Annotated in this window: 26 protein-coding genes; 2 read left to right on the top strand and 24 right to left on the bottom strand. The window is 45.1% G+C overall.

Annotated features, from left to right (window positions below; genetic code table 11):
* The first annotated feature begins 43 nt into the window (after positions 1-43).
* The gene (locus MUB50_RS14000; protein ID WP_015527180.1) at positions 44-214 is read left to right on the top strand and encodes a DUF362 domain-containing protein; all 171 of its coding nucleotides are present in this window, start codon (positions 44-46) and stop codon (positions 212-214) included.
* Positions 215-260: 46 nt separating this feature from the next.
* On the opposite strand, the gene MUB50_RS14005 is transcribed toward MUB50_RS14000, so the two are convergent.
* From MUB50_RS14005 to MUB50_RS14085, 17 genes are all read right to left on the bottom strand, one after another.
* Positions 261-830: a MerR family transcriptional regulator gene (locus tag MUB50_RS14005; protein ID WP_118368999.1), complete on the bottom strand. Its 570-nt coding sequence runs from the start codon at positions 828-830 to the stop codon at positions 261-263.
* Positions 831-1,056: 226 nt separating this feature from the next.
* The gene (dnaB, locus tag MUB50_RS14010; RefSeq protein WP_015527183.1) at positions 1,057-2,385 is read right to left on the bottom strand and encodes a replicative DNA helicase; all 1,329 of its coding nucleotides are present in this window, start codon (positions 2,383-2,385) and stop codon (positions 1,057-1,059) included.
* A 3-nt stretch (positions 2,386-2,388) separates the two neighbouring features.
* Complete coding sequence (rplI, locus tag MUB50_RS14015) at positions 2,389-2,835, bottom strand: 50S ribosomal protein L9 (RefSeq protein WP_118514304.1); 447 nt, start codon at positions 2,833-2,835, stop codon at positions 2,389-2,391.
* Between the two features lie 2 nt (positions 2,836-2,837).
* Positions 2,838-4,886: a DHH family phosphoesterase gene (locus MUB50_RS14020; protein WP_118626155.1), complete on the bottom strand. Its 2,049-nt coding sequence runs from the start codon at positions 4,884-4,886 to the stop codon at positions 2,838-2,840.
* Between the two features lie 191 nt (positions 4,887-5,077).
* Positions 5,078-5,341 carry a 30S ribosomal protein S18 gene (rpsR, locus tag MUB50_RS14025; protein WP_021651398.1) on the bottom strand — a complete coding sequence of 88 codons (264 nt, stop codon included), beginning with the start codon at positions 5,339-5,341 and terminating at the stop codon, positions 5,078-5,080.
* A gap of 48 nt (positions 5,342-5,389) precedes the next feature.
* The gene (locus MUB50_RS14030; RefSeq protein ID WP_118626153.1) at positions 5,390-5,848 is read right to left on the bottom strand and encodes a single-stranded DNA-binding protein; all 459 of its coding nucleotides are present in this window, start codon (positions 5,846-5,848) and stop codon (positions 5,390-5,392) included.
* A gap of 73 nt (positions 5,849-5,921) precedes the next feature.
* Positions 5,922-6,209 (bottom strand): 30S ribosomal protein S6, encoded by a 288-nt coding sequence (gene rpsF / locus MUB50_RS14035; protein ID WP_021977097.1) that lies wholly within the window; start codon positions 6,207-6,209, stop codon positions 5,922-5,924.
* 115 nt (positions 6,210-6,324) lie between these two features.
* Entirely contained in the window at positions 6,325-6,519 is a 195-nt protein-coding gene (locus MUB50_RS14040) for a DUF951 domain-containing protein (RefSeq protein WP_118514300.1), read from the bottom strand.
* A gap of 50 nt (positions 6,520-6,569) precedes the next feature.
* The gene (locus MUB50_RS14045) at positions 6,570-7,292 is read right to left on the bottom strand and encodes an NAD-dependent protein deacylase (protein WP_118626151.1); all 723 of its coding nucleotides are present in this window, start codon (positions 7,290-7,292) and stop codon (positions 6,570-6,572) included.
* 32 nt (positions 7,293-7,324) lie between these two features.
* Complete coding sequence (srtB, locus tag MUB50_RS14050; RefSeq protein WP_118514296.1) at positions 7,325-8,143, bottom strand: class B sortase; 819 nt, start codon at positions 8,141-8,143, stop codon at positions 7,325-7,327.
* Positions 8,144-8,319: 176 nt separating this feature from the next.
* Positions 8,320-9,192: a phosphoribosylaminoimidazolesuccinocarboxamide synthase gene (locus tag MUB50_RS14055; protein ID WP_015527192.1), complete on the bottom strand. Its 873-nt coding sequence runs from the start codon at positions 9,190-9,192 to the stop codon at positions 8,320-8,322.
* A gap of 124 nt (positions 9,193-9,316) precedes the next feature.
* Positions 9,317-10,837, bottom strand: coding sequence for an ATP-binding protein (locus tag MUB50_RS14060; protein ID WP_244791474.1), 1,521 nt, complete (start codon positions 10,835-10,837; stop codon positions 9,317-9,319).
* Positions 10,834-12,120: a vWA domain-containing protein gene (locus MUB50_RS14065; protein WP_173754133.1), complete on the bottom strand. Its 1,287-nt coding sequence runs from the start codon at positions 12,118-12,120 to the stop codon at positions 10,834-10,836. Before MUB50_RS14065 ends, MUB50_RS14060 begins: the two co-directional genes overlap by 4 nt.
* 35 nt (positions 12,121-12,155) lie before the next feature.
* Positions 12,156-12,587: a hypothetical protein gene (locus MUB50_RS14070; RefSeq protein ID WP_092068357.1), complete on the bottom strand. Its 432-nt coding sequence runs from the start codon at positions 12,585-12,587 to the stop codon at positions 12,156-12,158.
* Positions 12,588-12,742: 155 nt separating this feature from the next.
* Positions 12,743-13,402 (bottom strand): SdpI family protein, encoded by a 660-nt coding sequence (locus MUB50_RS14075; protein WP_330637551.1) that lies wholly within the window; start codon positions 13,400-13,402, stop codon positions 12,743-12,745.
* Positions 13,389-13,667, bottom strand: coding sequence for an autorepressor SdpR family transcription factor (locus MUB50_RS14080; protein ID WP_015527197.1), 279 nt, complete (start codon positions 13,665-13,667; stop codon positions 13,389-13,391). The genes MUB50_RS14075 and MUB50_RS14080 overlap by 14 nt, the downstream gene beginning before the upstream one ends.
* Before the next feature lie 215 nt (positions 13,668-13,882).
* Complete coding sequence (locus tag MUB50_RS14085) at positions 13,883-14,113, bottom strand: HPr family phosphocarrier protein (protein WP_118514290.1); 231 nt, start codon at positions 14,111-14,113, stop codon at positions 13,883-13,885.
* 154 nt (positions 14,114-14,267) lie between these two features.
* Here MUB50_RS14085 and MUB50_RS14090 point away from each other — a divergent pair, with 154 nt between their 5' ends.
* Positions 14,268-15,494: a 6-phosphofructokinase gene (locus MUB50_RS14090; protein ID WP_244791472.1), complete on the top strand. Its 1,227-nt coding sequence runs from the start codon at positions 14,268-14,270 to the stop codon at positions 15,492-15,494.
* Positions 15,495-15,641: 147 nt separating this feature from the next.
* On the opposite strand, the gene MUB50_RS14095 is transcribed toward MUB50_RS14090, so the two are convergent.
* The 7 genes from MUB50_RS14095 to MUB50_RS14125 all read right to left on the bottom strand — a co-directional run bounded on the left by MUB50_RS14095 (position 15,642) and on the right by MUB50_RS14125 (position 22,102).
* Positions 15,642-16,730: a class II aldolase/adducin family protein gene (locus tag MUB50_RS14095; protein ID WP_244791470.1), complete on the bottom strand. Its 1,089-nt coding sequence runs from the start codon at positions 16,728-16,730 to the stop codon at positions 15,642-15,644.
* Between the two features lie 239 nt (positions 16,731-16,969).
* Positions 16,970-18,787, bottom strand: a complete 1,818-nt coding sequence (locus MUB50_RS14100; protein ID WP_244791468.1) for a S8 family peptidase — start codon at positions 18,785-18,787, stop codon at positions 16,970-16,972.
* Between the two features lie 104 nt (positions 18,788-18,891).
* Positions 18,892-19,662: a prolipoprotein diacylglyceryl transferase gene (locus MUB50_RS14105; RefSeq protein WP_227573863.1), complete on the bottom strand. Its 771-nt coding sequence runs from the start codon at positions 19,660-19,662 to the stop codon at positions 18,892-18,894.
* Positions 19,662-20,513, bottom strand: a complete 852-nt coding sequence (locus MUB50_RS14110; RefSeq protein WP_244791466.1) for an arginase family protein — start codon at positions 20,511-20,513, stop codon at positions 19,662-19,664. Before MUB50_RS14110 ends, MUB50_RS14105 begins: the two co-directional genes overlap by 1 nt.
* Before the next feature lie 43 nt (positions 20,514-20,556).
* On the bottom strand, positions 20,557-21,462 hold the full coding sequence (locus tag MUB50_RS14115) for a DUF308 domain-containing protein (RefSeq protein WP_244791464.1): 906 nt from the start codon (positions 21,460-21,462) through the stop codon (positions 20,557-20,559).
* 168 nt (positions 21,463-21,630) lie between these two features.
* Positions 21,631-21,822 (bottom strand): small, acid-soluble spore protein, alpha/beta type, encoded by a 192-nt coding sequence (locus MUB50_RS14120; RefSeq protein ID WP_015527205.1) that lies wholly within the window; start codon positions 21,820-21,822, stop codon positions 21,631-21,633.
* 97 nt (positions 21,823-21,919) lie between these two features.
* Complete coding sequence (locus MUB50_RS14125) at positions 21,920-22,102, bottom strand: PspC domain-containing protein (protein WP_021977077.1); 183 nt, start codon at positions 22,100-22,102, stop codon at positions 21,920-21,922.
* Positions 22,103-22,112: the final 10 nt, after the last annotated feature.

A 22,112-nucleotide genomic window follows, 5' to 3' on the forward strand; every position in this document is an offset into this window, starting at 1 on the left:
AGGGGATACATACAATACACAATTTAAAAGGAGGATATCAATTATGGCATATGTAATTTCTGACGAATGCGTTAGCTGTGGAACATGTGAGGGTGAGTGCCCGAACGAGGCTATTTCTCAGGGAGACGAGCATTATGTAATCGACGCAGACGCTTGTGTTGACTGCGGAACATGCGCTGAGGCCTGTCCAGTTGGTGCTATCTCTGCTGAGTAATGCACCATTAGCTTGATAAGCTGCTATAATGAATGAGGCTGCCGGTTTACCGGCAGCCTTTTCTGTTTCTTTTATTCTTTTTTCCCTCACAGGAAGCTGCTGCTTCTCTTCTTGCCTGCTGCTGCCTGCGGATTGCTTCATCCAGAGAACGACACCGGTACTCTCCTTCTTTCTTTCTCTGCATTTCCTCACGGATCAGGCGTTCCATGATTTCCTGAAACTCCAATATCTTATCGTTATCTGCTCCGCACTTCTCTGTATTCCCGGATTCCGCTTTTTCCATGAACTCCTTTTCAGATCCCGTATTTTTCATTGGGGTATCTTCAAGCTCAACAGCTTCTCCCTCCAGAATCCTGATATCAGATTCTGAAAAATCCGGTGTATCTGTCTTTCTTACCTCCGGTGGGATCAGTGTACGGATTGCTTTCAACTGAAGTCCCTTACTTTTCAGCTCATTTATTTTAAGAAAAAGCTGGATATCAAACGGTGTATAATAGCGATGTCCCAGTTCATTGCGTCCGATCCGAAGCTCCAGTTCTTCCTCCCAGTAACGCAGGACATAAGATTTCACTCCGGTCAGTGTTACGGCCTGTCTGACTGTATATCTTTTTTCCATTGTGAACGCCCCCTTATATAGAGATTCACTGCTGCTGTCTACAGTATAACCCCTGAGATCAGGAAATAGCAAGATTAATCGGTTGACATAATTTTACCAAATATGACTCTTTGCCTATATCCATAGCATCCCGAACTCCACTATCACACTGACAAAAATACAAAAGGCCATCAGGATAACTATAAGCTTTCATCCTGACAGCCTTTCATTTACCGTCTGCACGGCTCTATTTTTTCATATTTACAAACTGGGTATATCTTGGCAGCCATACCAGCTCCACAGTTCCGATAGGACCGTTTCTCTGCTTGGCTATGATAATTTCTGCAATGTCTTTCTTCTCGGTATCCTTGTGATAATAATCATCTCGATAGATAAACATGACCACATCCGCATCCTGCTCAATAGCTCCGGACTCTCGAAGATCCGAAAGCATTGGTCTGTGATCCGGTCTCTGTTCCACTGCACGGCTAAGCTGTGATAACGCAATTACCGGTACATCGATCTCTCTTGCCAACGCTTTCAGTGATCGTGAAATATCTGAAATTTCCTGCTGTCTGGAATCCGATTTTCCACTTCCGCTCATCAGCTGAAGATAATCGATCATGATGATCCCCAGATTATGCTCAAGCTTATATTTTCTGCATTTGGAACGAAGCTCCGCAATGGAAATTCCAGGTGTATCATCAATAATAAGATTGGAGCCACCGATAATATCCGCTCCTTCTACCAGCTTCGTCCAGTCCTCATCTTTCAGATTTCCGGTACGGAGATTCTGGGAATCCACGTGAGATTCCATAGCAAGAAGACGGTTTACCAACTGCTCCTTGGACATCTCCAGACTGAAAATAGCCACGGTCACATCTTTACGAAACGCCATATACTGGGCAATATTCAATACAAAGGCAGTTTTTCCCATGGAAGGTCGAGCTGCGATCAGTACAAGATCAGACGCGTGCATACCGGAAGTCTTATAATCCAGATCCACAAATCCGGTCGGAATCCCGGTAACGGAGCCCTTCAGCTTGGAAGCCTTCTCAATATTGCTGACTGCATTCAACACGACCTGCTGGATTGGCACATAATCGCTGCCATTTGTTCTCTGTAAAATATTAAACAGCTTTTTCTCGGATTCCTCAAGTATGGTTTCCGTACTGTCCTTTTCCAGATAACAGGCATTGGCAACCTCTTCCGTAGTCCTGATCAGCCGACGGAGAACTGCCTTTTCACTTACGATATTGGCATAGTATTTCACATTGGCTGATGTAGGAACTGCTGCGATCAAATCACGGACATATTCCATACTGCTGATGTCCGGCGGAAGTTCTTTCTCCTTGAGACGATTCTGCAGAGTGATCAGATCTACCGGCTGTCCTTCATTACAGAGTTCCACCATGGCATCAAAAATGATGCCGTATTGTTTTTGATAAAAATCATCACTGGTCAGGATCTCGGAAGCCACCAGGATCGCATCACGATCCAGGATCATGGATCCGATCACTGACTGCTCTGCCTCAATACTGTGAGGCAGAATCCTCTTGATCAGTGCTTCTTCCATTGATTACGCCTCTTTTACCCAGACTTTGAGACTTCCGGTTACCTTCGGATGAAGTCGTACCGGAACATTGGTAACACCCAGGTTACGGATCGGATTCTCCAGCTGGAGCTTTTTCTTATCAATCTCAAGATTCAGCTGTTTCTTGGCTGCCTCAGAGATTTCTTTTGAGGATACAGAACCGAATGTTCTTCCGCCTTCACCTACCTTCAGAGTAAGGATAACCTCCTTTGTGGAAAGCTCCTCTGCAAATGCCTTGGCAGCGTCCAGGTTTTCCTGTGCAACCTTTTCTTCATTTGCCTTACGGAGTTTCAGGTCATTGAGATTCTTGGAGGTAGCTTCAACACCAAGCTTTTTTGGCAGGATCATGTTTCTTGCATATCCGTCACTTACATTTACGATCTGTCCCTTTTTTCCCAGGGATTTAACATCTTCCAGAAGAATTACTTTCATTTCTATTTGTCCCCTTCCTGATATAACTGGTCTATAATTTCTTTCAGCATTCTTTCGGTCTCATCCATGGTGTCTTTCACCTGTGCACCGGCAATATTCAGATGTCCGCCGCCGCCCATCCGTTCCATCATGACCTGTACATTCACCTCATCAATGGCTCTGGCACTGATGTAAACCTCATTATTATAGCTGGTAAGAACAAAAGATGCCTTGACTCCTGCGATATTGAGCAGCTCATTGGCCGCCTGTGCTCCTACAACGGTAGGACTTTCCAGGCCTTCACTCGGACATCTTGCAATGGCAAAATAATCTCTGTAGATCTCCGCAGTACGAACTGCCTCCGCTCTCGCCTTATAAGAATCAATATTATCCCGGAGCATCTTACGTACACGTGTCACATCTGCTCCGCATCTGCGCAGGAATGCTGCTGCCTCAAAAGTACGCACACCTGCTCTTGTTGTAAAGTTGTTGGTATCGATCATGATACCCGCATAAATACAGTCCGCCTCAATACTGCGAAGCTTCAGCCCGTCTGCAAAATACTGCAGGATCTCTGCGATCATCTCACAGCTTGAGGATGCATATGGCTCCACATAGGACAGAACTGCATTCTGGATTACCTCGCTGCCGCGGCGGTGATGATCCAATACCACAATGGTCTTTGTCATATAGAGAAGATCCTGGCATTCGGTATAGCTTGGCTTGTTGGTATCCACCACAATTACTACCGTATTGTTATCCACCAGTTCTTTGGCCTGATTACTGTCCACAAACATGGACGGCTCATAATCCGGATTCTCCATAAATCCACTCATCAGCGGCCGAATGGATGTGGTCGGATCATTGATCACAATATGCACCGGCTTGCCAAGAGTCTTACCGGCACGGTAAATACCGATTCCGGCTCCCAGAGCATCCACATCTGTGATCTTGTGTCCCATAACCACCACTCGATCCTTGGTGCTCATAAATTCCTTCAGAGCCTGAGCCTTCACTCGTGCCTTCACACGGGTTGATTTCTCCATCTGCTGCGCTTTGCCGCCAATGTAGGTAATATTATTTTCATTTTTGATCACTACCTGATCACCGCCACGACCCAGCGCCATCTCAATGGCAATTCTGGCATATTCGTAATTCTGGATATACGTAGAAGCATTCAGACCGATTCCGATACTTAATGTCACAGCCATTTCATTTCCGATGTTAACCGTCTTAACCTCATCCAGGATATGAAAACGCTGTTCCTTCAGTGTTTCCAGTGAACTCTGGCGCATGATCAGAAGATATTTATCTTTCTCCAGTTTCTTCACAAGGCCGTCAAAGTTGGAAAAATATTTCGTGATCTTACGATCGATCAGTGCGATCAGAAGGGATCTGCGCACATCCTCCACACTCTCAAGCGCCTCTTCATAATTATCCAGATAAGCCAGTGCCACAACAAGCTTATTGTCCTCATTCTTCTGAATGTATTCCTTAAGCTCTGTTTCATCATAAAGATACATGGCGATCAGACTGATATTCTGGGACATATTCTCCAGAATATCAGCATGACTGACCACTTCACCCATAGTCACCCGCTGCATGGAAGCCCGATAGATCCGATCCCCGAAATGTATACTGATCTCGGAAATTTCCAGTTCATCGGCTACAGGAAGCTTGTCCGGAGTAATATCCGGGAAAACTGTGCTGATATTTTTTTTATAAAACTGATCTCTCCCCGTGATCTCCGAAAAAATACGGTTGGACCAGATCATACGGCCTTCCATATCCATAATGGCATAAGGAAGCGCCAGTTCTTCCAGCATCCGCTTTTCTACCACATCATACTGATTGGCAAATGCGATCATATCATTGACGATCAGCGGTTTGTGATATCGAAAAAGCTGTACTGCAATAAAAATATAGATCACAGTACCTGCAGACACCAGAATTCCGGCCTTTACACTTACAATAAACACCAGCAGATCCAGCAGCACAACCAGGACCGAAAGGTACAGCGGCCAGCGCATGAAGTGTTTCATAGGCCCCTTGAATTTAACTTTGTTGTTCATTGCTTTTTCCTGTTCTTAATGTAATTTAACCCACAAGTTATTTAACATTATACCAGATTCCTTATTATAATTCCATAGCAATGATAAAATCTGTTTCGCTCATAAGAAAGAATCCTGCATATAAAAAAACAAGGCCGCTGCCTTCAGATGACTGCTCATCTGTTTCGCAACGACCCTGTATAAGATCAGAATTAGTCCTGAACGTATGGCATCAGGGACATATGACGTGCTCTCTTAACAGCAACTGTCAGTGCTCTCTGATGTTTCGCACAGTTACCTGTAATTCTTCTCGGGAGAATTTTACCTCTCTCGGAAACATACTTTCTTAACTTTGCTACATCCTTGTAATCGATCTCGTTATTCTCTTTACCGCAGAATACACAAACTTTTTTTCTTCTGCGTCCGCCTCTTCTCTTCATCGGAGAATCTGGTCTCTCGCCTCTATTGTAAGCCATGATTGTTTCCTCCTATCTTATTCGTCTCATCTGTCTTGATCAGATGTTCTAATTGAACGGCAGCTCCTCATCAATTCCGTCCGGAATGTTCATGAAGCCGTCGGCGCTTGCTGCGCTCGGACTCGGCATAGACGGTGCAGGTGCTGCCTCTGTTCTCGGATGAGATGCTGCATAGCTGTCGCTTGATGCTTTGCTCTCAGCAAATTCCTGATCCTCAACAACAACCTCAGTCGTATAAACCTTCTGTCCCTCACGGTTCGTATAGCTTCCTGTCTGGATACGTCCCGTAACTGCAATTTTCAGTCCCTGTCTGAAATACTTTTCCGCAAATTCTGCTGTACGTCCAAAAGAAACACAGCTGATAAAATCAGCACTTGCCTCTCCGTCACGACGGAATCTGCGATCAACTGCCAGTGTATATCTGGCGATTGCCAGGGCATTTTCTCCTGCGGAATATCTTACCTCAGGATCTCTTGTCAAGCGTCCCATTAATATTACTTTGTTCATCGTTCTACCTCTCTTATGATTTCACTTAACTGAACAGGTTCTTAATGGTGTTTTCGAAAATCCGCTGCAAAAATTATGCCTCTTTCTTGACAACCAGGTATCTTAATACATTGTCCATGATGCGGACATGTCTCTCGATCTCCGCCGGGCACTGAGAATCTGCTTCAAACTGAATAAAATAGTAGAAGCCTTCATGCATTTTCTGAATCTCGTAAGCTAATTTCTTCTTACCCCATTCTTCAACTTCTGTGATCACGCCGTTGTAACGTGTGATGTAGCTTTTTGCTTTCTCAACTACAGCGTCACGTGCTTCATCCTCAAGCTTAGCGCTCACAACTAATGCTAACTCGTACTTGTTCATGCTTGTCTTAACCTCCTTATGGTCTTTTGGCCCTTTGCCTGTCAAAGAGCAAGGATATGAAATATATCACGATTGTTGATTCTAGCACATCTCTCCCGTGATGTAAAGCATAATTTTAATTTTTTTCGAATTTTTTCAAATCTCGTGTATTTTTCTCAACCAGCTTACGTGCCACCATGATCTGATGTCCGCAGCCCTTGCATTTCAGACGGAAATCCGCTCCTACACGAAGGATCTCCCATTCTTTACTGCCACAGGGATGAGCCTTCTTCAGTGTGACAATATCTCCAACTTCATAATTTAATCCCATTTGATACTCCTCATTTTTGTTTTTGCAGATTATCCCGGGTTCCCATATTTTCAGACTCTTATCTGAGAAAACACCTGCCCGATCGGTTCTTTAATAAGAAGATCCGCATATTTATCCCTCGGTGTCGGTGCCTTGTTGATCACCACCAGATGATCTCCCCGGAAATAATCAATCAGACCTGCTGCCGGATATACCGCCAGAGAAGTTCCCCCGATGATCAGCACCTCCGCCTCTGAGATCACTCTTACTGATTCCTGTATCGTATAGTCATCCAGCCCTTCCTCATAAAGGACCACATCCGGCTTGATCATGCCACCGCAGCTACACCGCGGAACACCTTCAGATTCCTTCATATATTTAAAATCATAGAATTTCCCGCATTTCACACAATGATTTCGGTAAACGCTTCCGTGAAGCTCCAGGACCTTTTTACTTCCTGCCATCTGGTGAAGATTATCGATATTCTGAGTGATCACAGCCTTCAGCTTTCCTGTTTGCTCCATCTCCGCCAGCTTCAGATGTGCTGCATTCGGCTTTGCAGTATCACAAAGCATCTTATCTCTGTAAAATTTAAAGAATTCCTCAGGTTTTCGCATAAAAAATGTATGGCTTAAGATTGTTTCCGGCGGGTAATCATATTTCTGGTTATACAGTCCGTCCTGGCTTCGAAAATCCGGGATCCCGCTTTCTGTTGAAACACCTGCACCGCCGAAAAATACAATATTTCTGCTCTCATCAATGATCTTTTGTAATTTTTCTATCTCATTTCCCATATCATTTCCTCCCAAACTTATCCGCAAAAGCTCTACTGTGGGTTCACTGCATTCACTCTTTTTCCCTGTACCACAAAACGTGTTGCCTGATTGCCGGTACAGGTTGATAATGTAACGATCTTATCCTTCACATTGGCTTCACTTGCAGTGGCATCTGTTCTGATCTCCGAATTCTGGAACATTTTTTTCTCATATTCCAGAAACTCTTTGCCAGGTCCCTTAAATAAGGTATACGTATCGCTGTTTACAGAAGTCGTATACGCTGCAATGATCTCATACCGGTAATCTTTTTCCGGTGTGAGGATCCAGAAATATTTGCTGGCATTGTAAAGCGTCTCATCAGCTCTGTATTTTTTCAGCATTCCAAACATGGAACCATTCTTCATATTGTGTCCGTACACCAGGGTATTACAATCGCTGAAATCCCTTTTGTTCTCATAATCAATAAAGATCGTTCCCGCAAAATTATAATTTTTCTCATATGTCTGGTGCAGATAAAAATTATTATCCTCTCCCTGTACCACCGGATAACTGATCTCAGGCAATGCCTCCATATAGATCCAGCCGATCACATCCTCATTGATACTCCTGAGAGAATCAAAATCAACACTCACAGGTGCTACAGGCTGTTCATCCGGCTGATTCATCTCTTCCACCTGGTCCGGATCACGTTCTGTCACTGCCATTTCGGAAATGCTGTTATATTCATCGGTTCCTTTTTTATATTCTGTATAAATATGATAAAGGTTAAAAGCTGCATAACAGAAAATACAGATTGCCACGATCAGAACGATCGTCAGAATATGATCTCCCACTGTTTTTTTCTTTTTCACCTTGTTTTTCCTGCTCATAATCACACTCCTTTAAATCTGTCAGGATCATCTGGTTTCTGTATTTATTATAAATATCCCTCCGTTTTCTTGCAACCGTTTTGTTTTTGTCCTGTTTTATAAAGAAAGAAGCCGCCTCGGAATGGGCGTCCGAAGCGGCTTGTAAGGTATGTTCTATTTCAGAACTGCTGTTATTTTCAGGCCAGTTCTTTTCCTGTAAGCATTTTGTATGCCTGGAGATATTTCTCAATAGTCTTGTCAACGATTTCCTGAGGAAGTGTCCAGTCGTTGTCCGGATTGGCTTTCAGCCAGTCACGTGCAAACTGTTTGTCAAAGGATGGCTGACCATGTCCTGGTTCATAGCCTTCTGCCGGCCAGAAACGGGAGCTGTCCGGTGTCAGCATCTCATCACCGATGACCATGTTTCCGTCCTCATCAAGACCAAACTCGAATTTTGTATCTGCAATGATGATTCCCTTGCTGAGTGCATACTCTGCACATTTTTTGTAAAGAGCAATTGTGTTGTCACGAAGCTTTTCTGCATACTCGCGTCCTTTTCCCGGGAAGTATTTCTCAAGATGATCGATACTCTGCTCAAAGGAAATATTCTCATCGTGATCACCGATCTCAGCCTTGGTAGATGGTGTGTAGATCGGCTCAGGCAGCTTGTCGGATTCCTTCAGCCCCTCCGGAAGCTTGATGCCGCATACAGTGCCGTTCTCCTTGTAGCTTGCCCATCCACTTCCTGTGATGTATCCACGTACGATACACTCGATCGGCAGCATGTTCAGTTTACGGCACATCATGGATTTTCCTTCGAATTTCTCCTGCTGGAAAAACTCCGGCATATCCTTGGTATCTACAGAGATCATGTGGTTCGGAAGAATGTCCTCAGTCATGTCAAACCAGAATTTGGACATCTGGGTCAGTACAGCACCTTTCTTTGTAACTTCGTTATTCAGAATTACGTCAAAGCAGCTGATACGGTCTGTTGCAACCATGATCAGACTGTCTCCATTGTCATAGATCTCACGTACTTTACCTTCTTTGATTGGTTTTAATTCCTGCATGTTCTCACACCTCATCATTCGGTTATTTGATTTTTGTTTTCGACACCGTTACCGTATCACCTCACAAGCCCTCCTGTCAAGATGTCAGGCCCCTTTCAGTCATAAGTATTCGTTAAGGGATCATTCATATTTCTAATAGTGACGCACATTCCTCCTGAAGCTTTCTCTCCTGCTTCCGGTAAAGAAGCTTCTCACTGCAGGCAAAATAAGGATCACAGCCATACTCCCGGATAAAGGCCGCCGCATGGGTGTTCCGGGTCAATCCGGTAACAAAAAGCACCGTTTCCTGTCCGTCCCCGAAGCATTCCTTCATAAATGCAAATGCCTGTTCCAGCTCCCCGGTGATCTTTTTCGCACAGGCCTTTCTCTTTTCCGCCATTTCCGTAAAAAACTGCCGGATCCGTTCAAAGCCAGCCTCTGTTTCTGTGATATGCTCCTTGCGGATAGTAAGACTGAATTCCTCCAGAGTGCGGATCACAAGCTCTTCCGTAGTCTGCTGATCTGCGGTAAGAAGCTCCGCCTCCAGACGGACAGCCAGACTTTTCTTCTTCATATCTGTAAATTCATCCAGCGCCGTCATGTCCTTTTTATCCTGGAGAAAAGCTTTCAGATGCAGAAGTTCCTGATAAACAGCACCTGTCTCACCATCCATCTTCTCATAGGTCAGAAAACTTCCGTTCAGGCCGTCAAGCAGAAGCCCTGTCACAAGGAAGCGTTCCTCAAAGGAAGCATCCTTCGCCATTTTTACCTTTTTCTGCTGCTCTTCCTCCGGCATCTCTCCGGAAAGCAGGCGTTCCAGGCCATAGTCCTCTCCGTACTTCCGGTACAGCTGATAGCTGGCAAAAAAACTTCTTGCGATCTCATCTCTGCATAAATACTCCCCGACCAGATTCTCCGTGATCTCCACGCCCAGTTCCTCATAAGCCTTCAGGATCTCAGACAGATCTTCCCAGCCTCTTGCTGTCACGAAGAATTTCCCGTCCACTGTATTCTCCACAGAATAAAAATGATCCTTTTTCATGCCGAGATAAGCCAGGATCGATCCGTGGATCTCCTTTTTCCAGGCATACTCCATCCACACCTCAAGATCTGCCTCGATATCCATCCTCCGCACACGGTCCAGTGTTACAATATCAAACTCCCGGACCGATTTATTATATTCCGGAGGATTTCCTGCTGCCGCGATCAGCCATCCTTCCGGCACGCTGTGACTTCCGAAGGTCTTGTTCTGAAGGAACTGCAGCATAGTGGGTGCAAGTGTCTCGGAGACACAGTTGATCTCATCAATAAAAAGGATTCCCTCCTTCTTCCCGGTACGTTCCATACAATCATACACAGAAGCAATGATCTCACTTAAAGTATACTCTGTGATGCTGACCTCTTTTCCATTGTAGCACCGGGTCACGATCCTTGGCAGTCCTACCGCACTCTGTCTTGTATGGTGGGTGATAGTATAGGCTACCAGACCTGCCCCGCATTCCTCTGCCACCTGCTCCATGATCGCTGTTTTTCCGATTCCGGGAGGTCCCATAAGCAGGATAGGACGCTGCCGGAGTCTGGGAAATGTATAGCGCCCGGCTGCATCCTTCCGGTTGTAAGCCAGTAAGGTATGTTTGATCTCTTCTTTTGCCTCTTTTATATTCATGTTCTGTAACGCACTCCTTCCTGCTCTGCCACAAGCCGGATCGCCCAGGGCGGAACAAGCTCCATTTTTTCTGTTTTATGCAAAAATACAAAGGCCGTTTCATAATCCGGTTTGCTTCCGGGATATATCCCGTCCCCGTCTGTAAAATAGATCAGCGCCTTAAGACTGCGGATTTCTTTTTTCTCCTGCTGCTCCTTCACATACCGGAACACCGGCCGGAAATCTGTTCCGCCCCGGCCCTGTATGGTGATATTTTTGCTGTATTCCTTCCATTCTTCCTCGGAATGAATCACCTTAACATCCTGGATACAGCAGTCACACTGGATCAGGTACACCTTCATTTTATGGAAAAAATTCTCTTTTTCACTGAGAATGGAATACGTTTCTCCAAGGAATCTCCGCACAGTCTCTCCATCACAGGAACCGGAAGTATCAATGGCGATCACCAGCTCCTCCAGACGGTTCACTTCCTTATATTCCAGCGGCTCGATCAGCGGAAGATTTCCATAATGCTCCATCCCGTAATTATAAAAAATATAATCAAAGCTTTCCGTATCCAGTTCCACCTCTTCCCGCAGCACAGAAAACTGACGGAGAAATTTTTTGTAATCGTACCTTCCTGATCTTACCGTTCCTGTTTCTTCCTTCTGGTCCCCTTTCTGGCTTCCCCGCCGTTTCCGGTGATCCTGACGGTTAGCGGCAGTATAGGAAAGAAGCTTGTTCCATTTTTCCTTTGTTCTTTTTCCTTTTTCTCCTGTGCAGGTGTCCCACAAGGTGTGATCGTCAAAATGGAAGGCTTCTTCCAGTTCTTCCAGGTGAAACGGAAAAGCCTGTTCCTTCAGCTTCCGGCAGATCTTTTCTGCGGAATCCGACCTGTCTCCCAGAATATGAAAAACCTTTTCACGGATTTTTTTCGCATCGCCGCCTGTCTCCAGAATCGGAATCTTTTCCCTGGAAATGATCTGTTCTACTGCAATATCACAGGCCAGGTTCCATAAGCGTCTGTCCTCCTGGTCTTCCCGAAAAAGATGCAGATACAGGCAGTGCAGCAGCATGTGCAGATAACCTCTTCGTACTGCCTCCGGCCTTTTTACATAAAGCTCCAGCAGATATTCCGGGAAAAAAAGGAAGAAAGCTCCGTCTGTTCCAATGGTTCCGGTCTGCTCTGATCCCTTCCCGGAAATACAGGCAAAGGCACCGTCCAGATATGGAAAATAGTAGTACAGCTCGTTCCTTATATTTTCCAGGATATGTATTCCAAGCTCTTCCTGCCTCCGGTCCACCGAATGCCTCCTTTCCTGATTTCCTGAAAAAAAAATCACAACTCGAATTTTTTCTCTTTAAATCCATAATTTGCTTTTTTCAAATGGAGAAGTCCCATCAGCGCCGCAGGTCTCCTCCACTCTTCGGCCAGTTTCAGGAACACTTCCAGTTCCTGTTCCCCAAACCATTCGTTCTCATAAAGCTTCTCGATCTTTTCCCAGTCATCTTCCAGGATCAGACGTTCCACAGCCGGACGGATCCTTTTCTTAAGATATGCTCCATAATGCGCGCGTTCCTCTTCCTCCACACCTTCCTCCAGAAAATATCCCCGCAGGGCAACTGCCAGCCGCAGCGGCTCCTGCTTGGTACTTCCGAATTTCCGGTAAAGATGAATGGCCTCTTCTTTGGCATCCTCGTTCTCTGCCCGCATTTCAAGAGCAGTGGCAGCAACTTCCACATCTTTTTGAAAACGGCTTAATTCTGTCATAGTGATCCCTCCTGTCTGCTGTCGGTTTATAGTGTTCGAGAAAATGCTTTTGTATGACATTATCATATCACGTACCGTTTTGTTTGAACATTATTTTTTGGTAAAAAAGAAGCCGCCACTGCCTTTTTACGACAATGACGGTCTGAAGATTTTTCTCAGATTCCCTTTTTATAAAGAATAAATGAATAGATCATTGGCACAAGGATGACCAGCAAAATTACCGCAAAAACAATTTCCGTTTTCAGGAGCAGCGAATTCATAAGAAAAAGCAGCCCTGACAGGATCAGTATCCAGCCTGTCATACGGTTGGTACGGTTCCAGTTCTCCTCGCTGTTCAAAGTCCAGGGAAGCTTCATTCCCACTGTATAATTCTGTTTCACCTTATGAACGTAATTTCCGAGAATGATAAACATGATACCTACCATGATATTCACGATCACACCTATATCAAGTTCCATTCCCAGAGCAAGTCCGTAGATCGCCATGCAGGTGATCACAGACACCACCGGAACCAGCCACAGGATCATGGTAAAAATACGCCTGTTGATATTTTTTCTCTTTGGATCATTGGCTGTAAAAAACACGCAAAACAGATGGATCAGCAAAAGCAGAAACGGAATTCCAAAAACTGCCATCGGCTTGCTGCTCCAGCCGTTGGCCACATTGTGCTGATCAAAATGTGTTGCGATCTTCTCCGGCAGACGGTCCCACAGCAGGATCCCTGCCAGTGACGGTGAGATCGTAAGGATACTCCCGGAGATCAGGGACATTTTATATTCCTTCAGAAACTCTTTTCTTTCTTCACCTTTCATCATTCTTTCCCCCTTTCAGATCACTGAGCCACAGAAGCAGCTCCTCTACAACTGTGGTATTCAGTTCGTAATACACGAAATTCTTTACCTTCGTCTCCCACACAAGATCTGCTTTCTTCAAAATTTTCAGATGATAGGATATGGTTGCACCTGTCATGTCAAAATGTCCTCCGATCTCACCGGCTGACATTTTCCCGTTTTTCAGAAGCTGCAGGATTTCTCTCCGCACAGGATCCGAAAGTGCCTTGAAGGTTTCTGCAAACGCCATCGTGTATGGCTTCCTCCTTTCGGATGGTATTTAGAAATATTTCTAAATAGAATATATCATTTTCGGCTTTTCCAGTCAATAACTATTTAGATTTTTTTCTAAATAGTTGTATTTGTCATATATCAAAAATGAGGATACCGAGCATCGCCTCTGCGACCTTACGATATCCTCATTCACCATCGATCAACCATTATTTATTTTTTCTCCTCTTAAACCTACCTCATGCAAAAACCAAGACTGGATGTGATCTCCGGCGCAAGCTCCGGCACATGTGCACAAAAGTCCATCTCTCTGCCAAGGCCAATAGATGCAACTCCAAGAATGGATTTGCCATTTACTGTCCTGTTTCCCCTTTTCAGATCCACTGCAAACGGAAAATGCTCCGTCACATCAAGAAAACGGTTCACTTCATCCATGCTCTCAAACTGTACTTTTCTTACTGTCATCGTTTTTTCACCTCTTTTCTCTGTTTATACTATTATATTACTATGATATAAACATTTGCTAGAGTAATTTTTTTATAAAAAAGGTGATTTTTTTAGATGTTATCTTCTCCTATTTCTGTTACAATATAAAAAACAACACCCAGGAGGTATCAAAATGTCAAAAAAGAACCTTATCGCAGGACAATCCGGCGGACCGACCGCAGCTATCAACAGCAGTCTTTACGGTGTGGTATCTGAAGCACTTAAACATACAGAGGAGATCGACCATGTTTATGGTATGGTCAACGGCATTGAGGGATTTTTAAACGGAACAGTCCTTGATTTCCAGGAAGCACTTCCGGAAGAGCAGCTTCTCGCTCTTACCTGGACACCCGGCGCCTATCTCGGCTCCTGCCGTTACAAGCTTCCGGAATCCCTGGAGGATCCGGTTTATCCGAAGCTTTTTCAGAAATTCGAGGAGATGAACATCGGCTGGTTCTTTTATATCGGCGGCAATGATTCCATGGATACCGTCAGCAAGCTTTCCCGCTATGCCGAAAAGATTGGCAGTGACATCCGTATCCTCGGTGAGCCGAAGACCATTGATAACGACCTTGTAAACACCGACCATACTCCCGGATTCGGAAGTGCTGCCCGCTACGTAGCCTCCACCGTCCGTGAGATCACCCTGGACGCCTGTGTCTACGAGAAAAAATCCGTCACTATCATCGAGATCATGGGACGTCACGCAGGCTGGCTCACCGGAGCTGCTGCCCTTGCCCGGAAATACGTCGGAGACAATCCGCTTCTCATTTATCTTCCGGAAACCGATTTCGATGTAGAAGAATTTCTCCTGAAAGTTAATGCTGCCTTTGAGAAAAACTGCAACGTCGTAGTCTGTGTATCTGAGGGAATCCACGATAAAGACGGCACATTCATCTGCGAATACGACAGCGCTGCCGGAACCGACGCCTTCGGTCACAAGATGCTTGCTGGCTGCGGTAAATATCTTGAGAATCTTGTACGCAGCCGTCTTGGTGTCAAAGCCCGCTCCGTAGAGCTCAATGTAAGCCAGCGCTGCTCTGTCTCCATGCTCTCTGAGACAGACCAGCAGGAAGCAATTCTCGCCGGTGAATTTGGTGTACAGGCTGCCCTGAACGGCGAAACCGGAAAGATGATCGCATTTAAACGTCAGAGTGATTCTCCGTACTCCATGAAATGCACACTGGAGGATGTCAACGTTATCTGCAACGAAGAAAAGACTGTCCCTGTGGAATGGATCACAGAAGACGGCTCCGATGTCACCGAAGACTTTATCCGCTATGCCCGCCCTCTGATCCAGGGAACTGTAAATGTTCCGGTTGGCGAGGACGGACTGCCTGCGTTCGTCTATCGGAAATAAGATTTGTGGTAATGCGGATAAAAATATCCACATTTGCTGCGTAACTCTGTCCTGAACAGATGTATCCGTCATTCGATAAAAATGCACCGGGAATTTCTGATAGTTCCCGATGCATTTTCTTTATTTCTCTCTATATATTTTTCTTTTTTATTTCTTACTGCGGTATGCTTCTGCTTCCCAGTGTGTGATAAAATATGTGATCTCATCGGTCATCTGCAGCGGGCCGCCAAAGCTCTCCGCATACACTGCAAGCTTGATCGCATCCTTTACCAGAAGCTGTGCCTTTGCTGCCTTTCCTTTGTCATCTTCCATGATAAACGCGCCAACACCCTGTACCAGGATCAGTCTTGGCTCTTTATCATGCTCTGTCATAAATGCATCCATCGCATTTTTCGCCTCATCAATATTTTCTACAAATAACGGATAAGGTCCGCAATATACAATATGATCCGGAGTAAACGGCTTCAGAAGAGGTGCTGCAGCAGTGTTGTCTTTTACAAAATTATCAGCCTCCGCAGCCGGTACGACTTCCACCGCATGTCCAAGCAGACTGGAAAGTTTCTGTGCTGCCTGCTCTTTTTCAGGTGTAACTGCATCACTTACATCCGCAGTTCTCTTTACCTGCTTTTCCAGCTTTCCGATCACACCATCGAATAAAACGCCAATCTCCTCTACAGTATCAGCCGCAACAAAAATTCCGTGATTCTGAAGCAGAAGGATCTGCACGTCTTTTCCTGTTTCTTCTTTATAGGCATTCATTTTCTCGAAGCAGATGCGGGCAAGTGTGTATCCCGGTTTGCAGATATCGATCCAGAGTACATCTTTTCCAAGAAGCTCTTCGCAAAGAGCCTTTGCGCCCTTTCCGCAGGTCAGTCCATTGATAAGTGTCGGATGAACATGCAGGACATACGTATAGGCAAACAGATTGTGGAGCAGTGCTTCCACGCTGGGACGCTTTGTTTTATCCTCATCGGTCACTGCCGCCATTACATCTGCAAGATATGCAGATTCACGCTTCACATCATCCGCCGGATATTCCGTTTTCATGATCTCATTCAGACGGGCTCTGTCCATTTTGACAAATTCCTCTGCCTTAATGGTAGCAAGCTGTGTACCGGATCCCTTTACATACAGTGTTGTATCGTCTTTTACAGAAGTATTACCGCCTCCTGCCAGAACATAAGCCGGATTGCTTCCGTAAGTATTTGACATTTTTACCAAAGTTGAAAGCTCCATAGTAAAATCCTCCCTTTTGTATCATTATATATTTTTTCCATATATTTATAGTACACGATACAAAGTGAATTATCTATATGAATATTTTTTCCAAAATTAGTACTTTCGTATCCTTTTATTACTTTTCCAAATGTAATATCTATACATCTTTCCATTGAGTTTCTTCTGCGATCCGGGAAATCGTTTTTCCTTTATATATAAATAATAAGCAGCATACATGATCAAAAAAACAGATCATCTCACGTCAGCAACTCAAAGGTATGATACAGATCCACCCTCCCATACCCCCACTCCGGGTTTGGGTACTGCATGTTTTCTTCTCTTCTTGCGCCTCTCTGCAGATAATATTTCACGCTGCTCCCGGTAAAAAACGGCTGATTATTCCGTATGATCGCCCATTCAAACAGAAGTGCCGCGATGCCGGCGGTCTGTGCAGCGGATATACTGGTTCCGGAGCGGGTTCCAAATCCGCCTCGTACCAGCGGCACTTTTACGTTAACGCCAGGAGCTGCAAGATGTGGAGTTATCATGCCATCTGGCGTATAGCCTCTGCCTGCTGCAATGTAGATGCTTCCGTCACGGTGCTGGTAGGCGGTTGCCGTGATGCTGTTCCTGGCGTCTCCCGGCGCTGTCACCGTAGTATAGGGGGATGGTTCCAGAAAATAAGTATCCTGGGAGATCAGCCCTTCCACAGGAAGCCACATATGGAACTTTACGTTCTGCTGATTTCTTGCCTTGGTAAAAATTTTCCAGATACCGGACGCCGGATGGAAAAATCGAATATACACCAGCGAATATCCGGTCTGACGCTCGATCAGGATATAATTCACATACACCTTTGTTTCCACAAAAACAAATGACAGCTCCTGAGTCCTGAAACCGATGGAGCTGCTTACCTCCAGTATCTCTCCTGTAGGTGACTGAATGGAAAGCCCGTAGATTTCCGGCGGCTCACCCCAGAATTCCATGGTAAAGCCCTGCTCTCCTTCCGCCACACGAAGCTCCGTCACGATCTGCTCCCTTCCCTGAGAAAAAAAGCCTGCACTGTGGTTTCTGGTATTTCCTTCGTTTCCTGCTGCCACAGATACGGATACTTGGGAAAAATTTGCCACATAGTCCACATACTGGCTTAACGCATTGGTCCCCAGATGTGCGCCCTGGCTGCTTCCGATTCCCAGACAGATAGAAAGTGGCATCTTCAGCTTTTTGGCCTGGGTAATCGCAAAAGCAATGGCCATCATCACATCATTTTCCTGAAAAGCTTCTGCCTCCGGAGGATAAAGATAAAAATTACGGAGATATTGTTTTGCCGGCTTTACCTTGATGATGATCAGGGTTGCCTCCGGCGCTGCTCCGGTAAAATTTTCTCCGGGTACCATATTTCCGGCAGCAATACCTGCCAGTGCCGTGCCATGGCCGTTGGTATCTCTGGATGGCACGATGGCAAACGGCTCCTCGGAAGCCAGTGCCCGGTCGATATCCTTTTTCCGGAATAATTTGCCATATGGAACTTCTGTATCTGTTATATCATCCCCATCTTCCGGCAAATTATCTGCATCTCCATTTTCAGCTTCCAATTCCCGCCCAGACTGATTTTGTTCTTCATCTTCTATGGACTGATCCCATAAATAAGCGATTCTGGAGCCGCCTGCATTTCGAAACACTTCATTCTGATAATCAATCCCCGAATCGATCACCGCCACCGCAGTACCTTTTCCACGCAGCTTCAGATAGGGGTGATCGTGCAGCCTGTTGATCCCTGATTCCCCTGCTGCCTCCATATCCATGTAGGTATAGCATTTCGGGATTGAATTATAGGAGATTCCCGTAACCTCGATCTCTCCCATACTTTCCAGCGGAACATAAAGAACACCGAAAATTTCATTGATTGCCTGAAAAGATGTCCCCGGAAAAAGTTCCATAGTATCCTGAACATTCTGCATATATTTCACGATAAAATCCCCGAAGCGCTGACTCTGTGCCGGATTTTCCGTCTGCGCTCCGGGGATCTTATCCTCTGTTTTCATATTTGGTTCAAAATCTTCTTTTCTGAGCATGACAGGCCTGCTTTCGTCTTTTTCATAGATGTATGCAGCGAAAGCCTGTCCTTATACCACTATTGTCCAACTTTTTCCTGATACATGGAACTTCCCTGATTCGTTTAAACGCAGCTCTTGCTGTCTCTTTTTTTCCTGATCAATGTCAGCAGCACGATTCCCGCAATCCCGGTAAAAATACTGATAAACTGGGACGTCGACAAAATCCCCACACTTCCACGGATAATATCCCCACGGAAAAACTCGATCACAAACCGTCCAATGCTATAAAAGATCAGATAACAGGCAGTGACCTGACCATCTTCTTTTTTATTCCGTGCGATCAGCAACAACAGAAGAAAATGCAGAAAATCCAGTCCGCTGGAATACAACTGCGTCGGGATCAGCGCCACGTGATTGGGCGCATATTCAGAATTCTGAAATATCACAGAAAAAATACTCTCTGTCTCTTTTCCATAACAGCAGCCCGCCAGGAAACATCCGATCCGTCCAAATCCCTGGGCCAATGCCACAGATGGCAGGATCACATCTGCATATTTAAAAAATACAAGCTTTCTGATCCTGCAGTACAAAAGCCCCGTCAGTATCCCGCCGATGATACCGCCAAACACCACAAAACCAGAGCTTAAAGTTTCCATTATAAATTTCGGATCCTGAACAATTGATTTCCACTCTGTGATCCAGAAGAGAAGCTTTGCACAGAAAAATCCCCCTACCAGGCACCACAGGATCATTGGAAAGATCTGTTCACTGTCAAGCTTCTGTTTTCCGGCTCTGTATTCTGCAGTCAGGCAGCCTGCCACAATTCCAATGGCGATCATCAGACCATAACCGTATACCGTAAAGGGCCCGATGGTAAGAAGTTCATTTTTCATCAGTTTCCTCCTGTTATCTTATTCTTATTTCCGTCATGATCTTCGCTCACGTATGCGGACAGAAAACACTCTAGCAAAGCAGCATTGGCCCGGTCATTCAAGGCGCTGTTTCCAGATTCTGCCACATCACATTCACCACAGATATCCACGCCCCGGATTCCCTCTGCACATATTTCTCTGACCCTCTTCAGACATTCCAGCAGCGTATTCAGGCGCATGTCTCCTTGGCTCCAGTTCGTGTCCGCATCATCCTTGCAGAGAACATCTTTATCCACAGAAATGTACAGCGGCAGCTTTCCCACATGCTCGCTTACAAACGCACACACTTGCGCTTCTTCCATTTCCAGAAGCTTCTCTCTGCTCAAGAACTCCACCTTTTCCTGAATCTCCGATTCCACTCTGGAAAAAGCCTCCTCATCCGGGCCGATCAGGATCACCCTTTTAAGCAATGGAAGTTCCATAACAGAATCGTAGATCCATCCTCCGCAGGAAAGCAGACCTCCGAATGCCGGCGGCTGCATATCCGTGTGATTGTCAAATACAAGAAGCGAGAAAGGCTCCGATATCTTTTCCAGCCAGATCCTCGTCATATAGTGATAGTTTCCGGAATCAATAAAATGGATCCCTCCGGAAGAATAAAGGGCAATACGGCTGCGAATGGTATTCATCGCATCCTCATCGCAGTAGCAGTTGGTTCCGGGAATGTCCCTGGCCTCCACCCGGGATACTTCTTTTCCCCTCCAGAACTGCTGATCCTCATATATTCCGGAAAAATCCATCATCAGTATCTTTATATTTTTATCTGTATTTTTATCTGTATTTTTATCTGTATTTTTATCTGTATTTTTCATGTGCACATCTTACCACGGAATGACAGATGATGCAAGAGAAGGGTCAGTCCTTCCACTCTTCCAGATCTTCATCGGAACCATCCAGAAGGTTCTTCAGGCTGCCGGTTTCCGCCTGGTCTTTGCCTACATCCCAGAGCTTCATCTCCACATCCTCCGGTTCTTTTTCCCAGCGGGAATTCTCCTGCTTTTGCTCTTCTTCCGGTTCTGTCGATTCTTCTGTCTCTTTTCTGTCCGCAGAATATCCGTCTGTGTCTGTTGGATATTCTGTTTCATTCCCACTCTGCTGCTCACCTGGCGCATTTTCATCCTGGGTTTTTGTATCATTTGGCACATCCATATCTGCCGTTTCATTTACAGCATCTGAACTGTCTGCACCAGAATCTTCCTTCTCTGTCTCTGCTTTTTTTGCAATCTTACGAAGCCCCAGCTTCATAATAATATAGAATACGATATCCGCAACTCCGTCACACACCAGCACCCAGCCGGAAAAGATCAGCAGAGTCATGATCTTCGGAAATCTTCCAAACAGCATCACGATTCCAAGTACAATGAAAACAAGACTTCCGATCAAAAGCACGCTCCATGCGCCGTTTCCTCCTTTTTTCAGAAGGAAAGCTCCTTTAAACTTCCACAGACTGTCAACCAGTACAAATGCGCTGAGCATCCATGGAAGCAATTTGATCACGATGGACGGTGTCATAAAAAGAAACACACCCAGTACAAAAACAACCACACCACTTAGAAGATCCATGATCGTAGCTTTCGCTTTTCCACATATGTAAATATAAATATGATAAATGCCAACTCCGATGAGGATCAGCCCGAATACTACTTTGCAGATCACATCCACCGTCTGCGTGGGGATCAGGATCAGGCAAAGTCCAAGCAGTATATAAAATACTGAGGAGATGATCTCACCCTTTAGAATGTTATTAATTTTTTCACCCATGTTCATTCATACCTCCTCTGTTATTCCAACAGTATAGCTCTTTTCCACTGGTCAGTCCACCCTGAACCGTCAAAAAAATTTCTTTTTTTCAGAAAAATTTTCTTATAATTCAATACAGCCCGAAGGACTTTTCCGGCGTCATTTCGCCTTGTTCCTTCAGGCTGTATTTTACTTTTTATGTTTCTTCTTTTTTGTCATAAGACCACCGATCCGTCCGGTTTCTTTTGCAGAAAGGCTTTTCCACCCGTCTTTGATCACTTTGTCCAGAACTCCCATCTCATCGGCAATCTCGTATTTCAGTTTTTCCGCCTGGGAAAGCTTTCCCTCAAGATATGCCTTTACTTCTTTCTCCCTGTTCATCTTCCACACTCCTCATCTTTTTTATGGAGTATGAACAATTTTCGGAGAAATTATGCATTCTGAAAAATATGTCTGTCATTTACAGATACTGTCATTTTTAATCCGGGATAATGATCGCTGCAATGATATACGCCAGGATTCCGGCTCCGCCCATCAGCGTAATGATCACCCATACCAGTCTGACAAGAGTCGGATCGATATCAAAGTATTCTGCAATTCCGCCGCAGACACCACATAACATACGGTTTACTGATGATTTGTAAAGTTTTTTGTTGCTCATAATGCTTTCT

Origin of the sequence: Blautia sp. NSJ-140, assembly GCF_022868965.1 — a bacterium.
Lineage (GTDB): Bacteria > Bacillota > Clostridia > Lachnospirales > Lachnospiraceae > Blautia_A.

Coding starts and splice junctions, on each gene's coding strand:
- MUB50_RS14000 (WP_015527180.1), top strand. CDS start 44: ATGGCATATGTAATTTCTGACGAATGCGTTAGCTGTGGAACATGTGAG.
- MUB50_RS14005 (WP_118368999.1), bottom strand. CDS start 830: ATGGAAAAAAGATATACAGTCAGACAGGCCGTAACACTGACCGGAGTG.
- dnaB (WP_015527183.1), bottom strand. CDS start 2,385: ATGGAAGAAGCACTGATCAAGAGGATTCTGCCTCACAGTATTGAGGCA.
- rplI (WP_118514304.1), bottom strand. CDS start 2,835: ATGAAAGTAATTCTTCTGGAAGATGTTAAATCCCTGGGAAAAAAGGGA.
- MUB50_RS14020 (WP_118626155.1), bottom strand. CDS start 4,886: ATGAACAACAAAGTTAAATTCAAGGGGCCTATGAAACACTTCATGCGC.
- rpsR (WP_021651398.1), bottom strand. CDS start 5,341: ATGGCTTACAATAGAGGCGAGAGACCAGATTCTCCGATGAAGAGAAGA.
- MUB50_RS14030 (WP_118626153.1), bottom strand. CDS start 5,848: ATGAACAAAGTAATATTAATGGGACGCTTGACAAGAGATCCTGAGGTA.
- rpsF (WP_021977097.1), bottom strand. CDS start 6,209: ATGAACAAGTACGAGTTAGCATTAGTTGTGAGCGCTAAGCTTGAGGAT.
- MUB50_RS14040 (WP_118514300.1), bottom strand. CDS start 6,519: ATGGGATTAAATTATGAAGTTGGAGATATTGTCACACTGAAGAAGGCT.
- MUB50_RS14045 (WP_118626151.1), bottom strand. CDS start 7,292: ATGGGAAATGAGATAGAAAAATTACAAAAGATCATTGATGAGAGCAGA.
- srtB (WP_118514296.1), bottom strand. CDS start 8,143: ATGAGCAGGAAAAACAAGGTGAAAAAGAAAAAAACAGTGGGAGATCAT.
- MUB50_RS14055 (WP_015527192.1), bottom strand. CDS start 9,192: ATGCAGGAATTAAAACCAATCAAAGAAGGTAAAGTACGTGAGATCTAT.
- MUB50_RS14060 (WP_244791474.1), bottom strand. CDS start 10,837: ATGAATATAAAAGAGGCAAAAGAAGAGATCAAACATACCTTACTGGCT.
- MUB50_RS14070 (WP_092068357.1), bottom strand. CDS start 12,587: ATGACAGAATTAAGCCGTTTTCAAAAAGATGTGGAAGTTGCTGCCACT.
- MUB50_RS14075 (WP_330637551.1), bottom strand. CDS start 13,402: ATGATGAAAGGTGAAGAAAGAAAAGAGTTTCTGAAGGAATATAAAATG.
- MUB50_RS14080 (WP_015527197.1), bottom strand. CDS start 13,667: ATGGCGTTTGCAGAAACCTTCAAGGCACTTTCGGATCCTGTGCGGAGA.
- MUB50_RS14085 (WP_118514290.1), bottom strand. CDS start 14,113: ATGACAGTAAGAAAAGTACAGTTTGAGAGCATGGATGAAGTGAACCGT.
- MUB50_RS14090 (WP_244791472.1), top strand. CDS start 14,268: ATGTCAAAAAAGAACCTTATCGCAGGACAATCCGGCGGACCGACCGCA.
- MUB50_RS14095 (WP_244791470.1), bottom strand. CDS start 16,730: ATGGAGCTTTCAACTTTGGTAAAAATGTCAAATACTTACGGAAGCAAT.
- MUB50_RS14100 (WP_244791468.1), bottom strand. CDS start 18,787: ATGCTCAGAAAAGAAGATTTTGAACCAAATATGAAAACAGAGGATAAG.
- MUB50_RS14105 (WP_227573863.1), bottom strand. CDS start 19,662: ATGAAAAATGAACTTCTTACCATCGGGCCCTTTACGGTATACGGTTAT.
- MUB50_RS14110 (WP_244791466.1), bottom strand. CDS start 20,513: ATGAAAAATACAGATAAAAATACAGATAAAAATACAGATAAAAATACA.
- MUB50_RS14115 (WP_244791464.1), bottom strand. CDS start 21,462: ATGGGTGAAAAAATTAATAACATTCTAAAGGGTGAGATCATCTCCTCA.
- MUB50_RS14120 (WP_015527205.1), bottom strand. CDS start 21,822: ATGAACAGGGAGAAAGAAGTAAAGGCATATCTTGAGGGAAAGCTTTCC.
- MUB50_RS14125 (WP_021977077.1), bottom strand. CDS start 22,102: ATGAGCAACAAAAAACTTTACAAATCATCAGTAAACCGTATGTTATGT.